At 66.4% G+C, this 14,862-nt stretch carries 12 protein-coding genes; 9 read left to right on the forward strand and 3 right to left on the reverse strand.

The window, feature by feature from the left end; all coding sequences use genetic code 11:
* Positions 1–16 precede the first annotated feature (16 nt).
* The 3 genes from AC6CIE_RS14565 to AC6CIE_RS14575 are packed head-to-tail and all read left to right on the forward strand — an operon-like array spanning position 17 to position 3,005.
* Positions 17–1,477 carry an aldehyde dehydrogenase family protein gene (locus tag AC6CIE_RS14565; RefSeq protein ID WP_498092625.1) on the forward strand — a complete coding sequence of 487 codons (1,461 nt, stop codon included), beginning with the start codon at positions 17–19 and terminating at the stop codon, positions 1,475–1,477.
* A gap of 29 nt (positions 1,478–1,506) precedes the next feature.
* The gene (locus AC6CIE_RS14570) at positions 1,507–1,986 is read left to right on the forward strand and encodes a GlcG/HbpS family heme-binding protein (RefSeq protein WP_056319338.1); all 480 of its coding nucleotides are present in this window, start codon (positions 1,507–1,509) and stop codon (positions 1,984–1,986) included.
* A gap of 11 nt (positions 1,987–1,997) precedes the next feature.
* Positions 1,998–3,005: a 2Fe-2S iron-sulfur cluster-binding protein gene (locus tag AC6CIE_RS14575; protein ID WP_498092627.1), complete on the forward strand. Its 1,008-nt coding sequence runs from the start codon at positions 1,998–2,000 to the stop codon at positions 3,003–3,005.
* A gap of 67 nt (positions 3,006–3,072) precedes the next feature.
* Here the strand turns inward: AC6CIE_RS14575 and AC6CIE_RS14580 are convergent, their stop codons facing one another.
* Positions 3,073–3,510 carry a universal stress protein gene (locus AC6CIE_RS14580; RefSeq protein ID WP_175123758.1) on the reverse strand — a complete coding sequence of 146 codons (438 nt, stop codon included), beginning with the start codon at positions 3,508–3,510 and terminating at the stop codon, positions 3,073–3,075.
* Between the two features lie 280 nt (positions 3,511–3,790).
* Between AC6CIE_RS14580 and AC6CIE_RS14585 the strand changes: the two genes are divergently transcribed.
* From AC6CIE_RS14585 to AC6CIE_RS14605, 5 genes are all read left to right on the forward strand, one after another.
* Positions 3,791–5,317, forward strand: a complete 1,527-nt coding sequence (locus AC6CIE_RS14585) for a DUF3300 domain-containing protein (RefSeq protein WP_498092629.1) — start codon at positions 3,791–3,793, stop codon at positions 5,315–5,317.
* 23 nt (positions 5,318–5,340) lie between these two features.
* Complete coding sequence (locus tag AC6CIE_RS14590; protein WP_367351320.1) at positions 5,341–6,189, forward strand: DUF2950 family protein; 849 nt, start codon at positions 5,341–5,343, stop codon at positions 6,187–6,189.
* A gap of 196 nt (positions 6,190–6,385) precedes the next feature.
* The gene (locus AC6CIE_RS14595; protein ID WP_056565095.1) at positions 6,386–7,366 is read left to right on the forward strand and encodes a YncE family protein; all 981 of its coding nucleotides are present in this window, start codon (positions 6,386–6,388) and stop codon (positions 7,364–7,366) included.
* A complete protein-coding gene (locus AC6CIE_RS14600) occupies positions 7,350–8,150 on the forward strand; it encodes a polysaccharide deacetylase family protein (RefSeq protein WP_218342279.1) in 801 nt (266 codons plus the stop codon). The genes AC6CIE_RS14595 and AC6CIE_RS14600 overlap by 17 nt, the downstream gene beginning before the upstream one ends.
* 2 nt (positions 8,151–8,152) lie before the next feature.
* Positions 8,153–9,160 (forward strand): sterol desaturase family protein, encoded by a 1,008-nt coding sequence (locus tag AC6CIE_RS14605; protein WP_498092631.1) that lies wholly within the window; start codon positions 8,153–8,155, stop codon positions 9,158–9,160.
* Between the two features lie 128 nt (positions 9,161–9,288).
* Here AC6CIE_RS14605 and AC6CIE_RS14610 read toward each other — a convergent pair whose 3' ends face one another.
* On the reverse strand, positions 9,289–9,795 hold the full coding sequence (locus AC6CIE_RS14610) for an acyl-CoA thioesterase (protein ID WP_056319320.1): 507 nt from the start codon (positions 9,793–9,795) through the stop codon (positions 9,289–9,291).
* Between the two features lie 76 nt (positions 9,796–9,871).
* On the reverse strand, positions 9,872–11,500 hold the full coding sequence (locus tag AC6CIE_RS14615; RefSeq protein ID WP_498092633.1) for a DUF1254 domain-containing protein: 1,629 nt from the start codon (positions 11,498–11,500) through the stop codon (positions 9,872–9,874).
* A 286-nt stretch (positions 11,501–11,786) separates the two neighbouring features.
* On the opposite strand from AC6CIE_RS14615, the gene fdnG reads away from it, so the two are divergent.
* The gene (gene fdnG, locus AC6CIE_RS14620; protein ID WP_498092635.1) at positions 11,787–14,855 is read left to right on the forward strand and encodes a formate dehydrogenase-N subunit alpha; all 3,069 of its coding nucleotides are present in this window, start codon (positions 11,787–11,789) and stop codon (positions 14,853–14,855) included.
* The last annotated feature ends 7 nt before the right edge of the window (positions 14,856–14,862 follow it).

The following is a 14,862-nucleotide window of genomic DNA, read 5'->3' on the forward strand; positions in this document are numbered from 1 at the left end:
TCAAGGAAGCGCTCCCGTGAACGATCTCTCGCAGCAGACCTTTTTGAACTACATCGGCGGCAAGTGGACGCCCAGCGTGTCGGGTAAAACCGCGCCGAACCGCAACCCGGCCGACACGGACGACGTCGTCGGGCAATTCCAGGTCTCCAACGCCGAAGACGCCCGGCAGGCGGTCCTGGCGGCCGAGGCGGCGTTTGCCGCGTGGCGCGACACGCCGATCTCCAAGCGCGCGGCCATCCTGTTCAAGGCGGCCCAGCATCTGGAAGACAACGCCGCGTCGATCGCGCGCGAACTGACCCGTGAAGAAGGCAAGGGCCTGAACCTGGCCAAGGACGAGGTCTTGCGTTCGGCGCAGACGATCCGTTTCTATGCGGTCGAAGGCCAGTCATTCACCGGCGAGACCTATCCCAACGACGATCCGGACATGATCGTCTACAGCCAGCGCGAACCGCTGGGCGTGGTGACGGTTATCTCGCCCTGGAATTTCCCCATCTCGATTCCGGCGCGCAAGATCGCACCGGCCCTCATCACGGGCAACACGGTGGTGTTCAAGCCCTCGTCCGACGCGCCGATGTCGGGCTATCGCCTGACCGAGGCCTTCGTGCAGGCCGGATTGCCGGCCGGCGTGCTGAACTTCCTGACGGGCCCGGCAGGAGCGGTGGGCGAAGGCATCACGGGGGCGAGCCAGGTGCGCGCCATTTCGTTCACCGGCTCCACCGCCGCCGGCGAGCAGATCCATCGCACGGCCGGTCTGACCACCCGGACGCAGATGGAACTGGGCGGCAAGAATCCCTTGATCGTGCTGGCCGACGCCGACCTGGACCGCGCGGTGGACCTGGCAGTCAAAGGCGGTTTCTCGCTGAGCGGCCAGGCGTGCACCGGCACCAGCCGCGTGCTGGTCGACCGCAAGGTCAGCGGCGCCTATACGGAAAAGCTGCTCGCCAAGATCAAGACGCTGACCATCGGCAACGGCCTGGACGGCAATTTCGACCTGGGCCCCCTGGCCACCGCCCGCCAGCTCGACAACGTGCTGGGCTATATCGAAGTGGGCAAGCAGGAAGCCACGCACCTGTACGGCGGTGATCGCCTGACGGGCGCGGGTTTCGACCGCGGCTATTACGTCACGCCCGCGCTCTTTGCCGGCGTGACGCAGCAGATGCGCATTGCCCGCGAAGAGATCTTCGGCCCCGTGATCGCGCTGATCGAGGTCGACGGCTATGAAGACGCCATCGCGCAGGCCAACGACACGGAATACGGCCTGTCGGCCGCCATTGCCACCACCGACGCGCGCTACGCGCACCGCTTCGCCCGCGATATCCAGGCAGGCACCGTGAAGATCAACCGCACCACTACCGGCAACCTGATCAACGCGCCGTTCGGCGGCTTAAAGCATTCCAGCACCTCCACGTTCCGCGAATCGGGTCGCGTGGGCCTGGAGTTCTACACGCAGATCAAAACCGTCTACCGCGCCGGCTGACGGCTCATCCATCCAAAGAGGCTTTGCACATGAAACAGATCTATCGGCTGGAACTTGAAGAGGCGCGCGTCATGGTGCGCGCCGCCATCGCCAAGTCGCAGGAAATCGGCGTGCTGGAGTCGATCTGCATCGTGGACGACGGCGGCTATCCGATTGCGCTGGAGCGCATGGACGGCGCCCGCATCACGGGTCCGCAGATCGCCTGGAACAAGGCGTTCACCGCCGCCGGGCACAAGCGCTCGACGCACCTTTTCAATACGCCGCCCAACGGCCCCGCGCTGCCCGGCAACGAAGCCTTCGGCATCCAGTGGAGCTTCGACGGCAAGTTTGCGGTGTTCGTCGGCGGCTTTCCCATCGTGGTGAATGGCGAGGTGATCGGCGGCGTGGGCCTGAGCGGCGGCAACGGTGAGCAAGACACCAAAGCAGGTCTTGCGGCACTGGCTGCGCTGGGCGAACTGCTGGAGCCGCGCGGCATGAAAGTGCTGGTGGAAGCGGACATCAAGAAATAGGCGAGGGCGCCATGGCATACCGCGTGCACATCCTGGAAACCGCAGAAGCCTTTGTCGTCGATGAAGGCGAATCCGTGCTGGAAGCCGCGGAGCGTTCGGCGGTGAAGCTGCCGCACGAATGCACGTTCGGCGGCTGCGGCACCTGCCGCATCAAACTCGAATCGGGCACTGTCCGGTATGACGAATTCCCCATGGCGCTGACCCCGGAAGAGGCCGAGCAGGGCTACGCGCTGGCGTGCCAGGCCCGTCCGACGGCCGACCTGTGCATCAGCGTGGCGAGCAGCCGGCAGACCTTTCCTCCCCCCCGCCGCATGCCCGCCACGATCCATCGCATCGCCGCGTTCTGTGACGACGTCATCCACCTGACCCTGGCGCTGCCCGGCGACGGCCTGGATTACGTGCCGGGACAGTATATGAACGTGGTGCTCCCCGACGGCGAGACGCGCAGCTTTTCCATGGCGTCGGCGCCTACGGGCAACCTGATCGACTTCCACGTGCGCCGCATTCCCGGCGGCCGCTACACCGACCAGTGGCTGGGGCAGGCCAGCGCCGGCGCGCCGGTGGAGATCGAGGCGCCGCTTGGCGTCTTCAGCTATCACGAGGAAGATTGGCGCCCGCTCATCATGATGGCCACCGGCACCGGCATTGCGCCCATCAAGGCGATTCTCGAGTCGCTGCTGGACAACGAGGACTGCCCGCCCGTGACGCTGTATTGGGGCCTGCGCACCGAGGCGGACCTGTACCTGCGCGACGAGATCGAAAGCTGGGCCGGGCGGCTCTATGATTTCAATTTCGTGCCCGTGCTGTCGCGCGCGGGAGCGGACTGGCAGGGGCGCCGGGGCTACGTGCAGCAGGCGGTGCTGGAAGATCACGCGGACCTGTCGGAACATGCGTTCTATCTGTGCGGCGCGCCGGAGATGATTCGCCAGGCCAAAAGCCTGTTGGCCGAACGCGGCGCCAGTCTGGATCACCTGTACGCGGACAGCTTTACGTTTCAGCACGCGCTGGCGGCCGCGTGACCGTGGCCGGCCCGTGGAGACGCGCGGCCCCTCGCCGGCCACGATTCGCCGACACCTTGACGCACGGCTAGCGATACACCAGCACCGGCAGCCGCGTGCGCGCCAGCACGCGTTGCGTCTCGCTGCCCAGCAAGAAGCCCGTCATGCCGTGCCGCCCGTGCGAACCCATCACGATCAGGTCGCACCCGGACTTTTGCGCCGTCTCCACGATGGCCTCGTGCGGATGGTCGTTCACCGTGACGATGGCTTCGCAGGGCACCAGCGCGTGCCGCGCCTCGGCTTCAAGCCCGTCCAGATACGCCTGCGCGTTCTTGCGCGCCTGATCGGTGTGATGGCCTTCGGTGGTGCCCAGCATTTCGGCCTGGTAAACCAGCAGATGGTCTTCCGGGATGGCGCGCAGCAGGGTGATGGTGGCGCCCATTTCCTTGGCGAAAACGAGGGCGCGCTTGAATGCCGATTCGGACAGCAGGGAGCCGTCCACGGCGATGAGCAAGTGCCTGTACATGTTGCCTCTCCTTTAGGTAAAGGAATGTCCAGCAACGGCGAATCCAGTATAGGCCTGCGGAAGGGCGCAAGCCAATCCGGCATATGGCGGATCGGCCGGTGTCTGACACCGCCGAGACACCGTCTCAAGATGACGATCTTCTCCCCAGGTCTCAGACACCACGCTCTCTTGCTCGCCGCCGGCGCTTCCAAACCACCAGGGTTAGGCATATATTGTCTTCGCGATATCCGGCGGTTCCCTCCTGGCTTGTGGCGTCTTGCTCTGTGTGCGGAGAACGGAAATGCGGCGACTGCGAACGTGGTTCTTCGGCCTGATTTGCCTGGGGCTGTCACTCTCTTTTCCCGCCATGGCGCAGACCAAGCTGAGCAACGCTCAGCTTGATCAGTTGATGGCGCCCGTGGCGCTCTATCCGGACGCGCTGCTGTCGCAGATCCTGATGGGATCCACGTACCCCGATGACGTCGCGGCGGCGGCCAAATGGTCGGCCGCAAACGCCAACCAGTCCGGCGATGATGCGGTGCGAGCCGTCGACGCCGAAACCTGGGACCCCAGCGTCAAGTCGCTGGTGGCCTTTCCCTCGGTCATGGACATGATGGGCCGCGAGCCCGGCTGGGTGAAGTCCGTGGGCGACGCGTTCCTGGCGCAACCCGAGGCCGTCATGGATTCCGTCCAGCGGCTGCGCACCCAGGCGCAAAAGGCCGGCAACCTGAAAAGCACGCCGCAACAGACGGTCAAGACCACCACCGCGAATGACAAGACGGTTGTGGTGATCGAGCCGGCGGATCCTCAAGTCGTCTACGTGCCCAGTTACAACCCCACGGTGGTCTATGGCGCGTGGGCGTATCCGTCGTATCCGCCTTATTACTATCCCCCGCCGCCGGGGTCGGTGTTTGCGAGTTCGCTGGTGGCCGGGATCGGATTCGGCATCGGCGTCGCGGCGATCAATTCGATGTGGGGCGACGCGAACTGGGGGCATGGCGACATCGATATCGACGTGGATCGCTACAACAACATCAACGTCAACAATCGCATCGACCGCAACAACGTCAACAACAATCGGTCAACGTGGCAACACAACGCCGCCAATCGCGGCAACGCGCCGTACGCGGACGCCGCCAATCGCCAGCGTTTCGACAGCCAGCGGCAGGCCGGCTTGCAGAACCGTGCGCAGGCGGGCGGCCAAGGGCTTGGCGCGGCGGGCTCGGCGCCGGCGGCCGGGTCACGCGATGCCGCCAGGCAGCGGGCGGCGCAGTCTTTTGAAGGGCGGACCGGGCAGCCGATCGCGGGTCATTCCGGCGCGGACGGCGGACGCGGCCAGGGGGCAGGCCGGGGCGACGGCGCGGCGGGCCGGGGGCAAGGGCAGGGGCCGCAAGCCGGACAGGGCGGGCGGGACCGCGGCGCCGGGACGGCCGGCGTCTCGACCCAGGATCGCGCGCAGAACCGGTCAACCGGCGTCTCGACTCAGGATCGCGCCCAGAACCGGTCAACGGGCGTCTCGACCCAGGATCGTCCGCGCGACGGCGCGTCCAGCGTCGGGACGTCCGGCATCTCGACCCAGGACCGGCAGGCCGCCGCCCAGCGCCAGCGCGCCGACGAGACGGCCGCGCGCGACCGGGCGCGGGCGTCGAACAGCCACAACGCACTGAGCGGGGCGGGCGACGGCGACCGCATGCGGCAGCAGAACCAGCGCGGCGAAATGAGCCGCGGCGGCGGGCATCGCAGCACCGGCGCCAGCGCGCCGCATCGTGGCGGCGGGGCAGGCGTCCATCGCGGCGGTGGCGGCGGGCGCGGCGGTGGCCGGAGATAGGCACCATGGACAAGGGACTTTCTATGACGATCGCTCGTTTGCGCGCGCTGTGCGTGGCTTCGGTCCTGGGGCTGGGCGTGGCGGCGCCCGCCATGTCGCAGGCCGTGTATCCCAGCGCCCAGGCGGCGGCGCAGGCGTTTACCGATGCGCTGGCCTTGAACGACGTCGACGCCCTGCGCACCGTGCTGGGTCCGAACCACCGGCAGCTCGTGCCGGGCGGCGTCGATCAGGAAAACATCTATCGCTACCTGGCGGCGTGGGTGCGCAAGCACGACATCGTCGCCGACGGCGGGCGTTCGTGGGTGGCGGTCGGTGATTCCGGGTGGACGCTGCCGGTGCCGCTGGTGCGCGCCGGCCAGGGATGGCGATTCGACCCGGTGGCGGGCAAGGCGGAGATCCAGCGCCGCGCCATCGACCGCAATGAGCTGACCGCCATCGAAACCCTGCAGGAACTTCAGGCCGCGCAGACCCGGTATGCGCAAGGGGTCGGCCAGGGCCGGTACGCCACGCGGCTGGTCAGCCGGGCCGGCGAGCGCGACGGCCTGTACTGGCCCGACGTGCCCGGTGCGCCGCAGCAGGCCTTTGGCCCGGATGCGCTGGCGATGGGGCCCGACGTGCCCGTGGACGACGCGTATTTCGGCTATCGCTACAAGGTGCTGCCGGGAGGCGCGGGCAATACGTACCGCATCGTGGCCTGGCCCGCGCGTTACGGGCACACGGGCATCGGCACGTTCGTCGTGGGGCCGGAAGGCGGCGTGCTGGAGAGTGACCTGGGACCGTCCTCGGCTTCCCGCGCGGCGGCCTTGCGAGACGCCGATATCCGCGCTGGAAACTGGGTGGACGCGAACGGTCAGCCGGCGCCTGCCAGGTAGGTTTTTCGGGGCCGTATGCCGCTTTTCACGTGCCTGTTGCGGGGTCGCAACAGGCTTGCGTGTTTGCCGTCAAAGCCTGCCGCCGCGCCGCGTTTCCGTCGTCACCTGTGACCCATTTGTCAGGCGCCTGTGCCTAAAATGGCGAGCACCGGGTGCCTGCCCGATTTCCCCTTGCCGGATCTCCAAATTGAACCCCATGTCTTTTGTCCGCTACGCCCTGTTCGGCGTGGGGATGGCGCTTAGCGCCGCGGCGGCTTCCGCCCCGATTTTTGTCCTGAATTCCCTGGACGCCAACGTCAGCATCATCGATCCGGCCACCTACAAGGAACTGCGGCGCGTGCCTACCGGCAAAGAGCCGCATCACCTGTATCTGACGCCCGACGAAAAGTCGCTGATGATCGCCAACGCCACCGGCGATTCCATCACCCTGATGGATCCCAAGACGGGCGAAGTGCAGCGCACGCTGACCGGCATCGTCGATCCCTACCAGCTGCAGTTTTCGCCGGACATGAAGTGGTTCGTCACGGCGGCCAACCGCCTGGACCACATCGACATCTATGCCTGGAAGCCGCTCGAAAAGGGCTTTGACCTGACGCTGGTCAAGCGCATCCAGGCGGGCAAGACGCCCAGCCACATCATGATCGACAAGCACAGCACGACGGCCTACGTCTCGCTGCAGGACAGCGATCAGCTCATCGCCATCGACCTGGCCACGCAGACGCCCAAGTGGACGGTGTCCACGGGCAAGACGCCCGCTGACGTCTTCCTGACCCCCGACCAGAAGACGCTGCTGGTGGCGCTGACGGGCGACTCGTACGTGGAAGCCTATGACGTCAGCAACGGCCCGGCCAAGCTGGTCAAGCGCATCCAGACAGCGGCGGGCGCGCACGCCTTCCGCGCGCAGGGCGACCACCGCCACCTGTTCGTCAGCAACCGCACCGCCAACTCGATCAGCCGCATCGACCTGCAGACGCTGGCTGTCGTCGACACCTTCCCGGTGCCGGGCGGCCCGGACTGCATGGACGTGCTGGCCGACGGCAAGACGCTGCTGGTCACCTCGCGCTGGGCGCGCAAGCTGACGGTGGTGGACCTGGAGCAGAAGAAGGTCGTCAACCAGGTGCCCGTGGGCAAGTCGCCGCACGGCGTATGGACCCTGAATCATGCGCCGACCCGCTAAGGGCAAAGCCCGGTCCGCGGTCCTGTGCCTGGCGCTGGCGACCTCGGTGGCCGGCGCGGCCCCGCAGGCCACCTGCGACAAGCCTGTCTACCTGACGTTCGACACCGGCCACATGGGCGTCGCGCCGCTGGTGGCCGACGTGCTGGCCCGTCACCAGGTCAAGGTCACCTTCTTTCTGGCCAACGAGCGCACGCTGACCGACGGCGCCAGCCTGGACGACGTGTGGGCGCCCTGGTGGAAGGCACGCGCCGCCGAAGGCCACGCCTTTGCCTCGCACACCTACGACCACGTCTACTGGCAGGGCGACCTGCCGGGCGGCAAGTTCCGCGTCAAACCCAGCGCCGGGCCCGACGCCGGCAAGCGCGCCGAGTGGACCGCCGAGCAATACTGCGCCGAAATCAAACGCTCCGTCACCCGGTTCCACCAGATGACGGGCAAGAACATGCTGCCGTTGTACCGCGCGCCCGGCGGCAAGACCTCGCCCGCGCTGCTGAAGGCGGCCAAGGCCTGCGGCTTCGAGCACGTGGGCTGGTCGCCGGCCGGGTTCCTGGGCGATGAGCTGCCCAGCGACAAATACCCCAACGCCAAGCTGCTGGACCAGGCGCTGCGCACCGTCAAGCCCGGCGACATCCTGCTCGCCCACCTGGGCATCTGGTCGCGCCAGGACCCGTGGGCGCCCGGCGTGCTGGAACCGCTGATTGAAGGTTTGCAGCGCAAGGGCTATTGTTTTGCCACCTTGAACACCCATCCGGCCTATCGCGACTGGATCGCTTCGCATCACTGATCATGGATACGCTTAGCCAACTCTTCGGGGACAGCCAGCAATGGCTCTTCGAGACGGCGATTCAGCCCGCGCTGTTCCACCTGGGCCTGAGCAACTTCATCGAGGACGCCTACGACGCCACCATGTGGCTGCTGGTCGGGCTGATCCAGATCGCGGTGTTGGTGCTGGTCCTGGGACCCCTCCAGCGCCTGCGTCCCGTGGAGCCGGTGACCGACCGCCGCCAGATCGGCATCGACGTGCTGTACACGCTGATCCACCGTCTGGGCGCCTTCCGGCTGCTGCTGTTCTTCACCATCGACCCGTTCTGGGACAGCATCTTCGGCCAGCTGCACGTGTGGGGCTTTGCGCCGTTCCAGCTGGATCAGTACTGGCCGGGCGTGACCGACAAGGCATGGGTCAGCCTCATCATCTACCTGCTGCTGTTCGATGCGGTGGATTACTTCTACCATCGCTCGCAGCACCGTTTCGGCTGGCTGTGGGCGCTGCATGCCGTGCATCACAGCCAGCGCCAGATGACCATCTGGAGCGACGACCGCAACCACCTGCTCGACGACATGCTGCGCGACGTGCTGGTCGTGTTCGTGTCGCAACTGGTGGGCGTGCCGCCCGCGCAGTTCGTCATGGTGGTGGCCATCACCCAGCTGGCGCAGAGCTTCTCGCACGCGAATCTGCGCATGCACTTCGGCGCGCTGGGCGAACGCCTCCTGGTCAGCCCGCGCTTTCATCGCCATCACCATTCCATCGCCTACGACGCCTCGTCGCCGGGGCCGGTGGGCGGCTACAACTTCGCCGCGCTGTTTCCGATCTGGGACGTGCTGTTCCGCACCGCGCGGTTTGGAGTGGGCTACGGTCCCACGGGCATCCATGACCAGCAGGCCGAGCTGGGCGGACGCGACTACGGACGCGGGTTCTGGTCGCAGCAATGGCTGGGCATCAAGCGCATGATCGGCCGCGACCGCGAACCGGCCGCCGCGCCGCCGGCCCCGCCGGCGGGCATCGAGCGGGCATGAAAAACCCCCGCGGCTGGGTATCAGCGGGCGGGGGTAAGCAGGGCGCGGTCCGGACGACGGGAGCCGGACAACGGATTCCAGAGCGGGGCAACGGGCAGACAGCTGCGTGCCTGTCTTCCCCGCGATGATCAGGCGCCCGGCGTGTCGTGCGTGGTTTCGCGCTTGATCTCGCCGTGGCGGCGTTCCATTTCCTGGCGCAGTTCGCGGCGCAGGCCGGCGGCCTTGAAGCGCTGCTTTTCCTCGTGCGTGCGGGGCTCCAGCGGCGGCACGGCGGTCGGGGCGCCCTTGTCGTCCACCGCCACCATCGTGAAATAACAGCTGTTGGTGTGGCGCACCAGCTTCTTGCGGATGTCCTCGGTCACGACCTTGATGCCGATTTCCATCGACGTGCGGCCCGTGTAGTTCACGGCCGCCAGGAACGTCACCAGCTCGCCGACGTGGATCGGTTCGCGGAACACCACCTGATCGACGGACAGCGTCACGACATATTGGCCGGCGTACCGGCTGGCACAGGCGTAGGCTACCTGGTCCAGATACTTGAGGATGGTTCCGCCGTGTACGTTTCCTGAGAAATTCGCCATGTCAGGCGTCATCAGGATGGTCATCGACAATTGGTGGCTAAAGGCGTCGTCCATGGCGGGCGGCTCATTCATGAATAAAACGCCAATGGTAGCGGCTGGCGGCTGACATCGCGCCGTATTTTTGGTGCGGTCAGGGTTTCTTGGCGGGCGGCGTGGCGGGGGCGTTTGCCTGCGGCTTTGCCGCGCCAGACGGCGATGCGGTCTTGTTTGAGACCGGCGCTTCGGACGTTGCCGGGGCATCGGTCTTCGCGGCGTCTTCCGACGCAGGCTCGCCTGCCGCAGGTTCGCCTGCCGCAGGTTCGCCATTTCCCCCATCAGCCGCCTCCGGTACATCCCGCCGCACCGCAGGCGGCGTCCACAAGCCATCCCGCACCGCCGGTCCCGGCAGATAAACCCGCAGCAGCATTCCCACCGGCCCGGCCGCCGGAATCGGCAGCCAGTTCGATTGATCTTCCGGCGGCGGCGCCGAGTGGCTGAAGACAAGATCCAGGGAACCGTCCGCGTTGTAGCGCAGCGGATCGCGGCTGCCGAGCGCATGGCGGTTGACGGGGTTGGGCACGGGCATGCCCTGGCTGTCATACGCCGTCAGCGACCAGAACGCGCCCGCGTCGGGCAACTGGCCGGTCTCGAGATGCAGCGCATACCGGTGCGCGCCGTCCAGCAGCGCGCCATCGCTGTCCGTGGCCAGCACCAGCACCGTCAGGTCCTCGGGCAATCCGCTGCCCGGCTGCGCCTGCGCGGCCAGCGCGCGGCGTAGCCAGTCGTTGCCATACACGCCGATGCTGCCTGTTTCCTGCAGCCAGCCGTCTGTGGCGCGCAGCGAATGGCCGGCGGCTGCCGCCATGCGGTCACGCGCGGCGCGCACGCCGCGGCGCATGCCCTGCTTGGCGGAATGATCGAGCTTGTCGAAGTCGAACGGCCGGCCCGGCGCCAGCCCGACGCGGCGCAGCAGAGCCAGCACGGGCTGATCCGTCGCATGCGGCGGGTGCTTGCGCAGCAGCTCGGCGGCGTAGGTGAAGAACGCGTCGGTGGGCATCGAGTCCACCTGTTCGCTCACCGGGGTTTTCAGATCGAGGGACGGGTCGGGCTTGGTGCGTGGCGCTTGCGCAGGCAGGTTCCATTGCGCCAGGGGCGTCAGGACGAAGCCGTCCTGCAATGTGTTCACCGCCGCCTGGTCGGCGGGGCCGTGCGTTTCGATCATCGCCTTCGCCCAGACGTGCACGGTGGGGGCGTCGATGCGCGCCATGCCGGAGGGCAGCGTGCCGCTCCAGCCCGGGGGCACGATCACGGTGTTGCCCTTTGCGGTGCGCGTGGTGCGCTTGCCCAGCGTCGCGAAGACGTCGGTCCACATATCCAGCAGCGTCAGCGTGTAGAGCCGTCCCGCCGTGTCGGGCACGGACAGCACGACGGGTCCGTCCGTCAGATCCAGCCACGCGCTGCTGCGCAGCATGTCGACGTTCGCCCACGGCGTGGCCGCGCCCGCGCGGGGCAGGGTGCGCCCGTGATGGAACGTGTTGGCCGGCGCCCCATCGGCGCCCCGCGATGGATGCGTGAACTGCCGGCGGGTCAGGTCCATCGCCACCAGCGGATAGAAATACAGATACCCCTCCGTGGCCGCCTGCTGGGCCGCCTCGGTGGCGGCGGCGGCGGGCGACAGCGCGGCGGGCGCCGCGTGGGCGGGCGCCAGCGGCATCAGAACGAAGGGCGAGAAAGCCAGTGTCAGGGCGAGAACTCGGGCCAAGGGGGCAAGGCGGCGCATCGGCGCTCCAATGACATGCGGGAAAAAGGGCAGGCGGCGACTGGCGCAAACATGCTGCCGGATCACTGATGCCGCCGGCCATCGTAGCAGCGCTGCACTGCGGCAAAATCTGCGAAAAAAGCGCATTTTGCCGTCAAATTCGGACCAGCGCCGGCGTCTCCGGCATCGCCAGGCATGACGGACCCCGTATCGAAGGCCTATACTTCCTCACATTTCCCTGGAAGTCGTAGGGCTTTTTCGTCCTGGAAATTTCCGCTTCCTTCATTCACCAGGAGAGGAGTGCTTCATGGTCAACATGAATCGCCGCCAGTTCTTCAAGGTGACCGGTGCGACGCTGGCGGGCTCCAGCCTGGCCTTGTTGGGGGCTGCCCCCGGCACGGCCATGGCCGAGGTGCGCCAGTTCAAGCTTGCGCGCATGACCGAAACGCGCAACACCTGTCCCTACTGTTCGGTCGCCTGCGGTTTGCTGATGTACGGCTTGGGCGATGGCTCGAAGAACGCCCGCGCCAGCATCATGCACATCGAAGGCGACCCCGACCACCCCGTCAACCGCGGCACCCTCTGTCCGAAGGGCGCGGCCCTGATCGACTTCATCCACAGCCCCAACCGTCTTAAATTCCCGGAATACCGGGCGCCCGGTTCGGACAAGTGGGTACGGATGTCGTGGGACGAAGCCCTGACGCGCATCACCAAGCTCATGAAGGAAGACCGCGACGCGAACTTCGTCGAGAAGACCGCGGACGGCAAGACGGTCAACCGGTGGCTGACCACCGGCATGCTGGCCGCCTCGGCAAGCAGCAACGAGGTCGGCTACATCACGCACAAGACAGTGCGCAGCATGGGGATGCTGGCGTTCGACAATCAAGCCCGTGTCTGACATGGCCCGACGGTGGCAGGTCTTGCCCCGACGTTTGGCCGTGGAGCGATGACGAACCATTGGGTCGACATCAAGAACGCGGACATAGTTTTGATCATGGGCGGCAATGCCGCCGAGGCCCACCCGTGCGGGTTCAAGTGGGTCACTGAAGCCAAGGCCCACAACAAGGCCAAGTTGATCGTCGTGGATCCGCGCTTTACGCGTTCGGCATCCGTGGCGGACTTCTACGCGCCCATACGCACCGGCACCGACATCATCTTCCTGGGTGGCGTCATCAAGTACCTGTTGGATCACGACAAGATCCAGCACGAGTACGTGCGCAACTACACCGACTTTTCGTTCATCGTGCGCGAGGACTTCGCGTTCGACGCGGGCCTGTACTCGGGCTACAACGCCGAAAAGCGCACCTACGACAAACAAAGCTGGGACTACGAGCGCGGCGACGACGGCTACGTCAAGACCGATCCCACGCTGCAGCATCCGCGTTCGGTGTATCAGCTGCTCAAGAAGCACTACTCGCGCTACACGCCGGAAATGGTCGAACGCGTCTGCGGCACGCCCAAAGACAAGTTCCTGACGGTGTGCGACATGCTCGCGTCCACGGCCACCACCAATCGCGCCGCCACGATCCTGTACGCGCTGGGCTGGACGCAGCATTCCATCGGTTCGCAGATCATCCGCACGGGCGCGATGGTGCAGCTGCTGCTGGGCAACATCGGCATCGCCGGCGGCGGCATGAATGCGCTGCGCGGGCACTCGAACATCCAGGGCCTGACCGATCTGGGCCTGATGTCGAACCTGCTGCCGGGCTACATGACGCTGCCCAACGAACCCGAGCAGGACTACGCCAAGTACATCGACACGCGCACGCTCAAGCCGCTGCGGCCCAACCAGCTGAGCTACTGGCAGAACTATCACAAGTTCCACGTCAGTCTCATGAAGGCCTGGTGGGGCGGTGCGGCGACGGCCGACAACAACTGGGCGTTCGACTACCTGCCCAAGCTGGACAAGCTCTACGACATGCTTCAGGTCTACGAGCTGATGGTCCAGGGCAAGATGAACGGCTACATCGCGCAGGGCTTCAACCCGCTGGCGGCGGCGCCCAACAAGGCCAAGCTGAACGAGGGCTTCGCCAAGCTCAAGTTCCTGGTCATCATGGATCCGCTGGTCACGGAAACGTCCGAGTTCTGGCGTAACGCCGGCGAGGCCAACGATGTGGATCCGTCCAAGATCCAGACCGAGGTCTTCCGCCTGCCCACCACCTGTTTTGCCGAGGAAGACGGCGCGCTGGTCAACTCCGGCCGCTGGCTGCAATGGCACTGGAAGGGCGCCGAGCCCCCGGGCGAAGCCAAGAGCGACATCGAGATCATGGCGCTCATCTACACGCGCCTGCGCAAGATGTACGAACAGGACGGCGGCAAGTACCCCGACCCCATCGTCAACCTGTCGTGGCCCTATTCCAATCCGCAGAATCCCACGGCCGAGGAACTGGCCAAGGAATACACGGGCCGCGCGCTGGTGGATCTGGCCGATCCCAAGGATCCGACGAAGATCATGCGCCGCGCCGGCGAGCAGCTTGCCGGTTTTGCCGAACTGCGCGACGACGGCTCCACCGCCAGCGGCTGCTGGATCTTTGCGGGCGCCTGGAGTCCCAGCGGCAACCTGATGGCGCGCCGCGACAACAGCGACCCCACCGGCATCGGCCAGACCCTGAACTGGGCCTGGGCGTGGCCGGCCAACCGCCGCATCCTATACAACCGCGCGTCGTGCGACCTGCAAGGCAAGCCGTTCGATCCGCGGCGCAGCGTGGTGTCATGGAACGGCAGGGCGTGGGTGGGCGCCGACATCCCCGACTTCAAGGGCGACGAGAACCCCGCGGGCGGCATGGGGCCGTTCATCATGAACCCGGAAGGCGTGGCGCGCTTCTTTGCGCGGGCGGGCCTGGCCGAAGGGCCGTTCCCGGAACACTACGAACCCTTCGAAAACCCGCTGGGCTACAACCCGCTGCATCCCAAGGCCAAGGGCGTCACCAGCAACCCGGCCGCGCGCATCTTCAAGGATGACCTTGCGGCGATGGGCACGGTGGAGAACTTCCCGTATGTCGCCACCACCTATCGCCTGACGGAGCACTTCCACTACTGGACCAAGAACGTCCGCATCAACGCGATTCTCCAGCCGGAGCAGTTCGTGGAGATCGGCGAGGCGCTGGCCAAGGAGCTGGGCATTCCCAACGGCTCCCGCGTCAAGGTGTCGTCCAACCGCGGCTACATCAAGGCCGTGGCGCTGGTCACCAAGCGCATCCGTCCGCTCACCATCGAAGGCAAGACGGTGCACCAGGTCGGCATTCCCATCCACTGGGGTTTCGTGGGCATCGCCAAGCCGGGCTTCCTCACCAACACCCTGACGCCATTCGTGGGCGACGGCAATTCCCAGACACCGGAATTCAAGTCGTTCCTGGTGAAGGTCGAAAAGGTATAGGAGAACC

The sequence above is a fragment of the Achromobacter sp. GQ309 genome (genome assembly GCF_059759315.1).

Coding starts and splice junctions, on each gene's coding strand:
- AC6CIE_RS14570 (WP_056319338.1), top strand. CDS start 1,507: ATGAAACAGATCTATCGGCTGGAACTTGAAGAGGCGCGCGTCATGGTG.
- AC6CIE_RS14575 (WP_498092627.1), top strand. CDS start 1,998: ATGGCATACCGCGTGCACATCCTGGAAACCGCAGAAGCCTTTGTCGTC.
- AC6CIE_RS14580 (WP_175123758.1), bottom strand. CDS start 3,510: ATGTACAGGCACTTGCTCATCGCCGTGGACGGCTCCCTGCTGTCCGAA.
- AC6CIE_RS14585 (WP_498092629.1), top strand. CDS start 3,791: ATGCGGCGACTGCGAACGTGGTTCTTCGGCCTGATTTGCCTGGGGCTG.
- AC6CIE_RS14590 (WP_367351320.1), top strand. CDS start 5,341: ATGACGATCGCTCGTTTGCGCGCGCTGTGCGTGGCTTCGGTCCTGGGG.
- AC6CIE_RS14595 (WP_056565095.1), top strand. CDS start 6,386: ATGTCTTTTGTCCGCTACGCCCTGTTCGGCGTGGGGATGGCGCTTAGC.
- AC6CIE_RS14600 (WP_218342279.1), top strand. CDS start 7,350: ATGCGCCGACCCGCTAAGGGCAAAGCCCGGTCCGCGGTCCTGTGCCTG.
- AC6CIE_RS14605 (WP_498092631.1), top strand. CDS start 8,153: ATGGATACGCTTAGCCAACTCTTCGGGGACAGCCAGCAATGGCTCTTC.
- AC6CIE_RS14610 (WP_056319320.1), bottom strand. CDS start 9,795: ATGGACGACGCCTTTAGCCACCAATTGTCGATGACCATCCTGATGACG.
- AC6CIE_RS14615 (WP_498092633.1), bottom strand. CDS start 11,500: ATGCGCCGCCTTGCCCCCTTGGCCCGAGTTCTCGCCCTGACACTGGCT.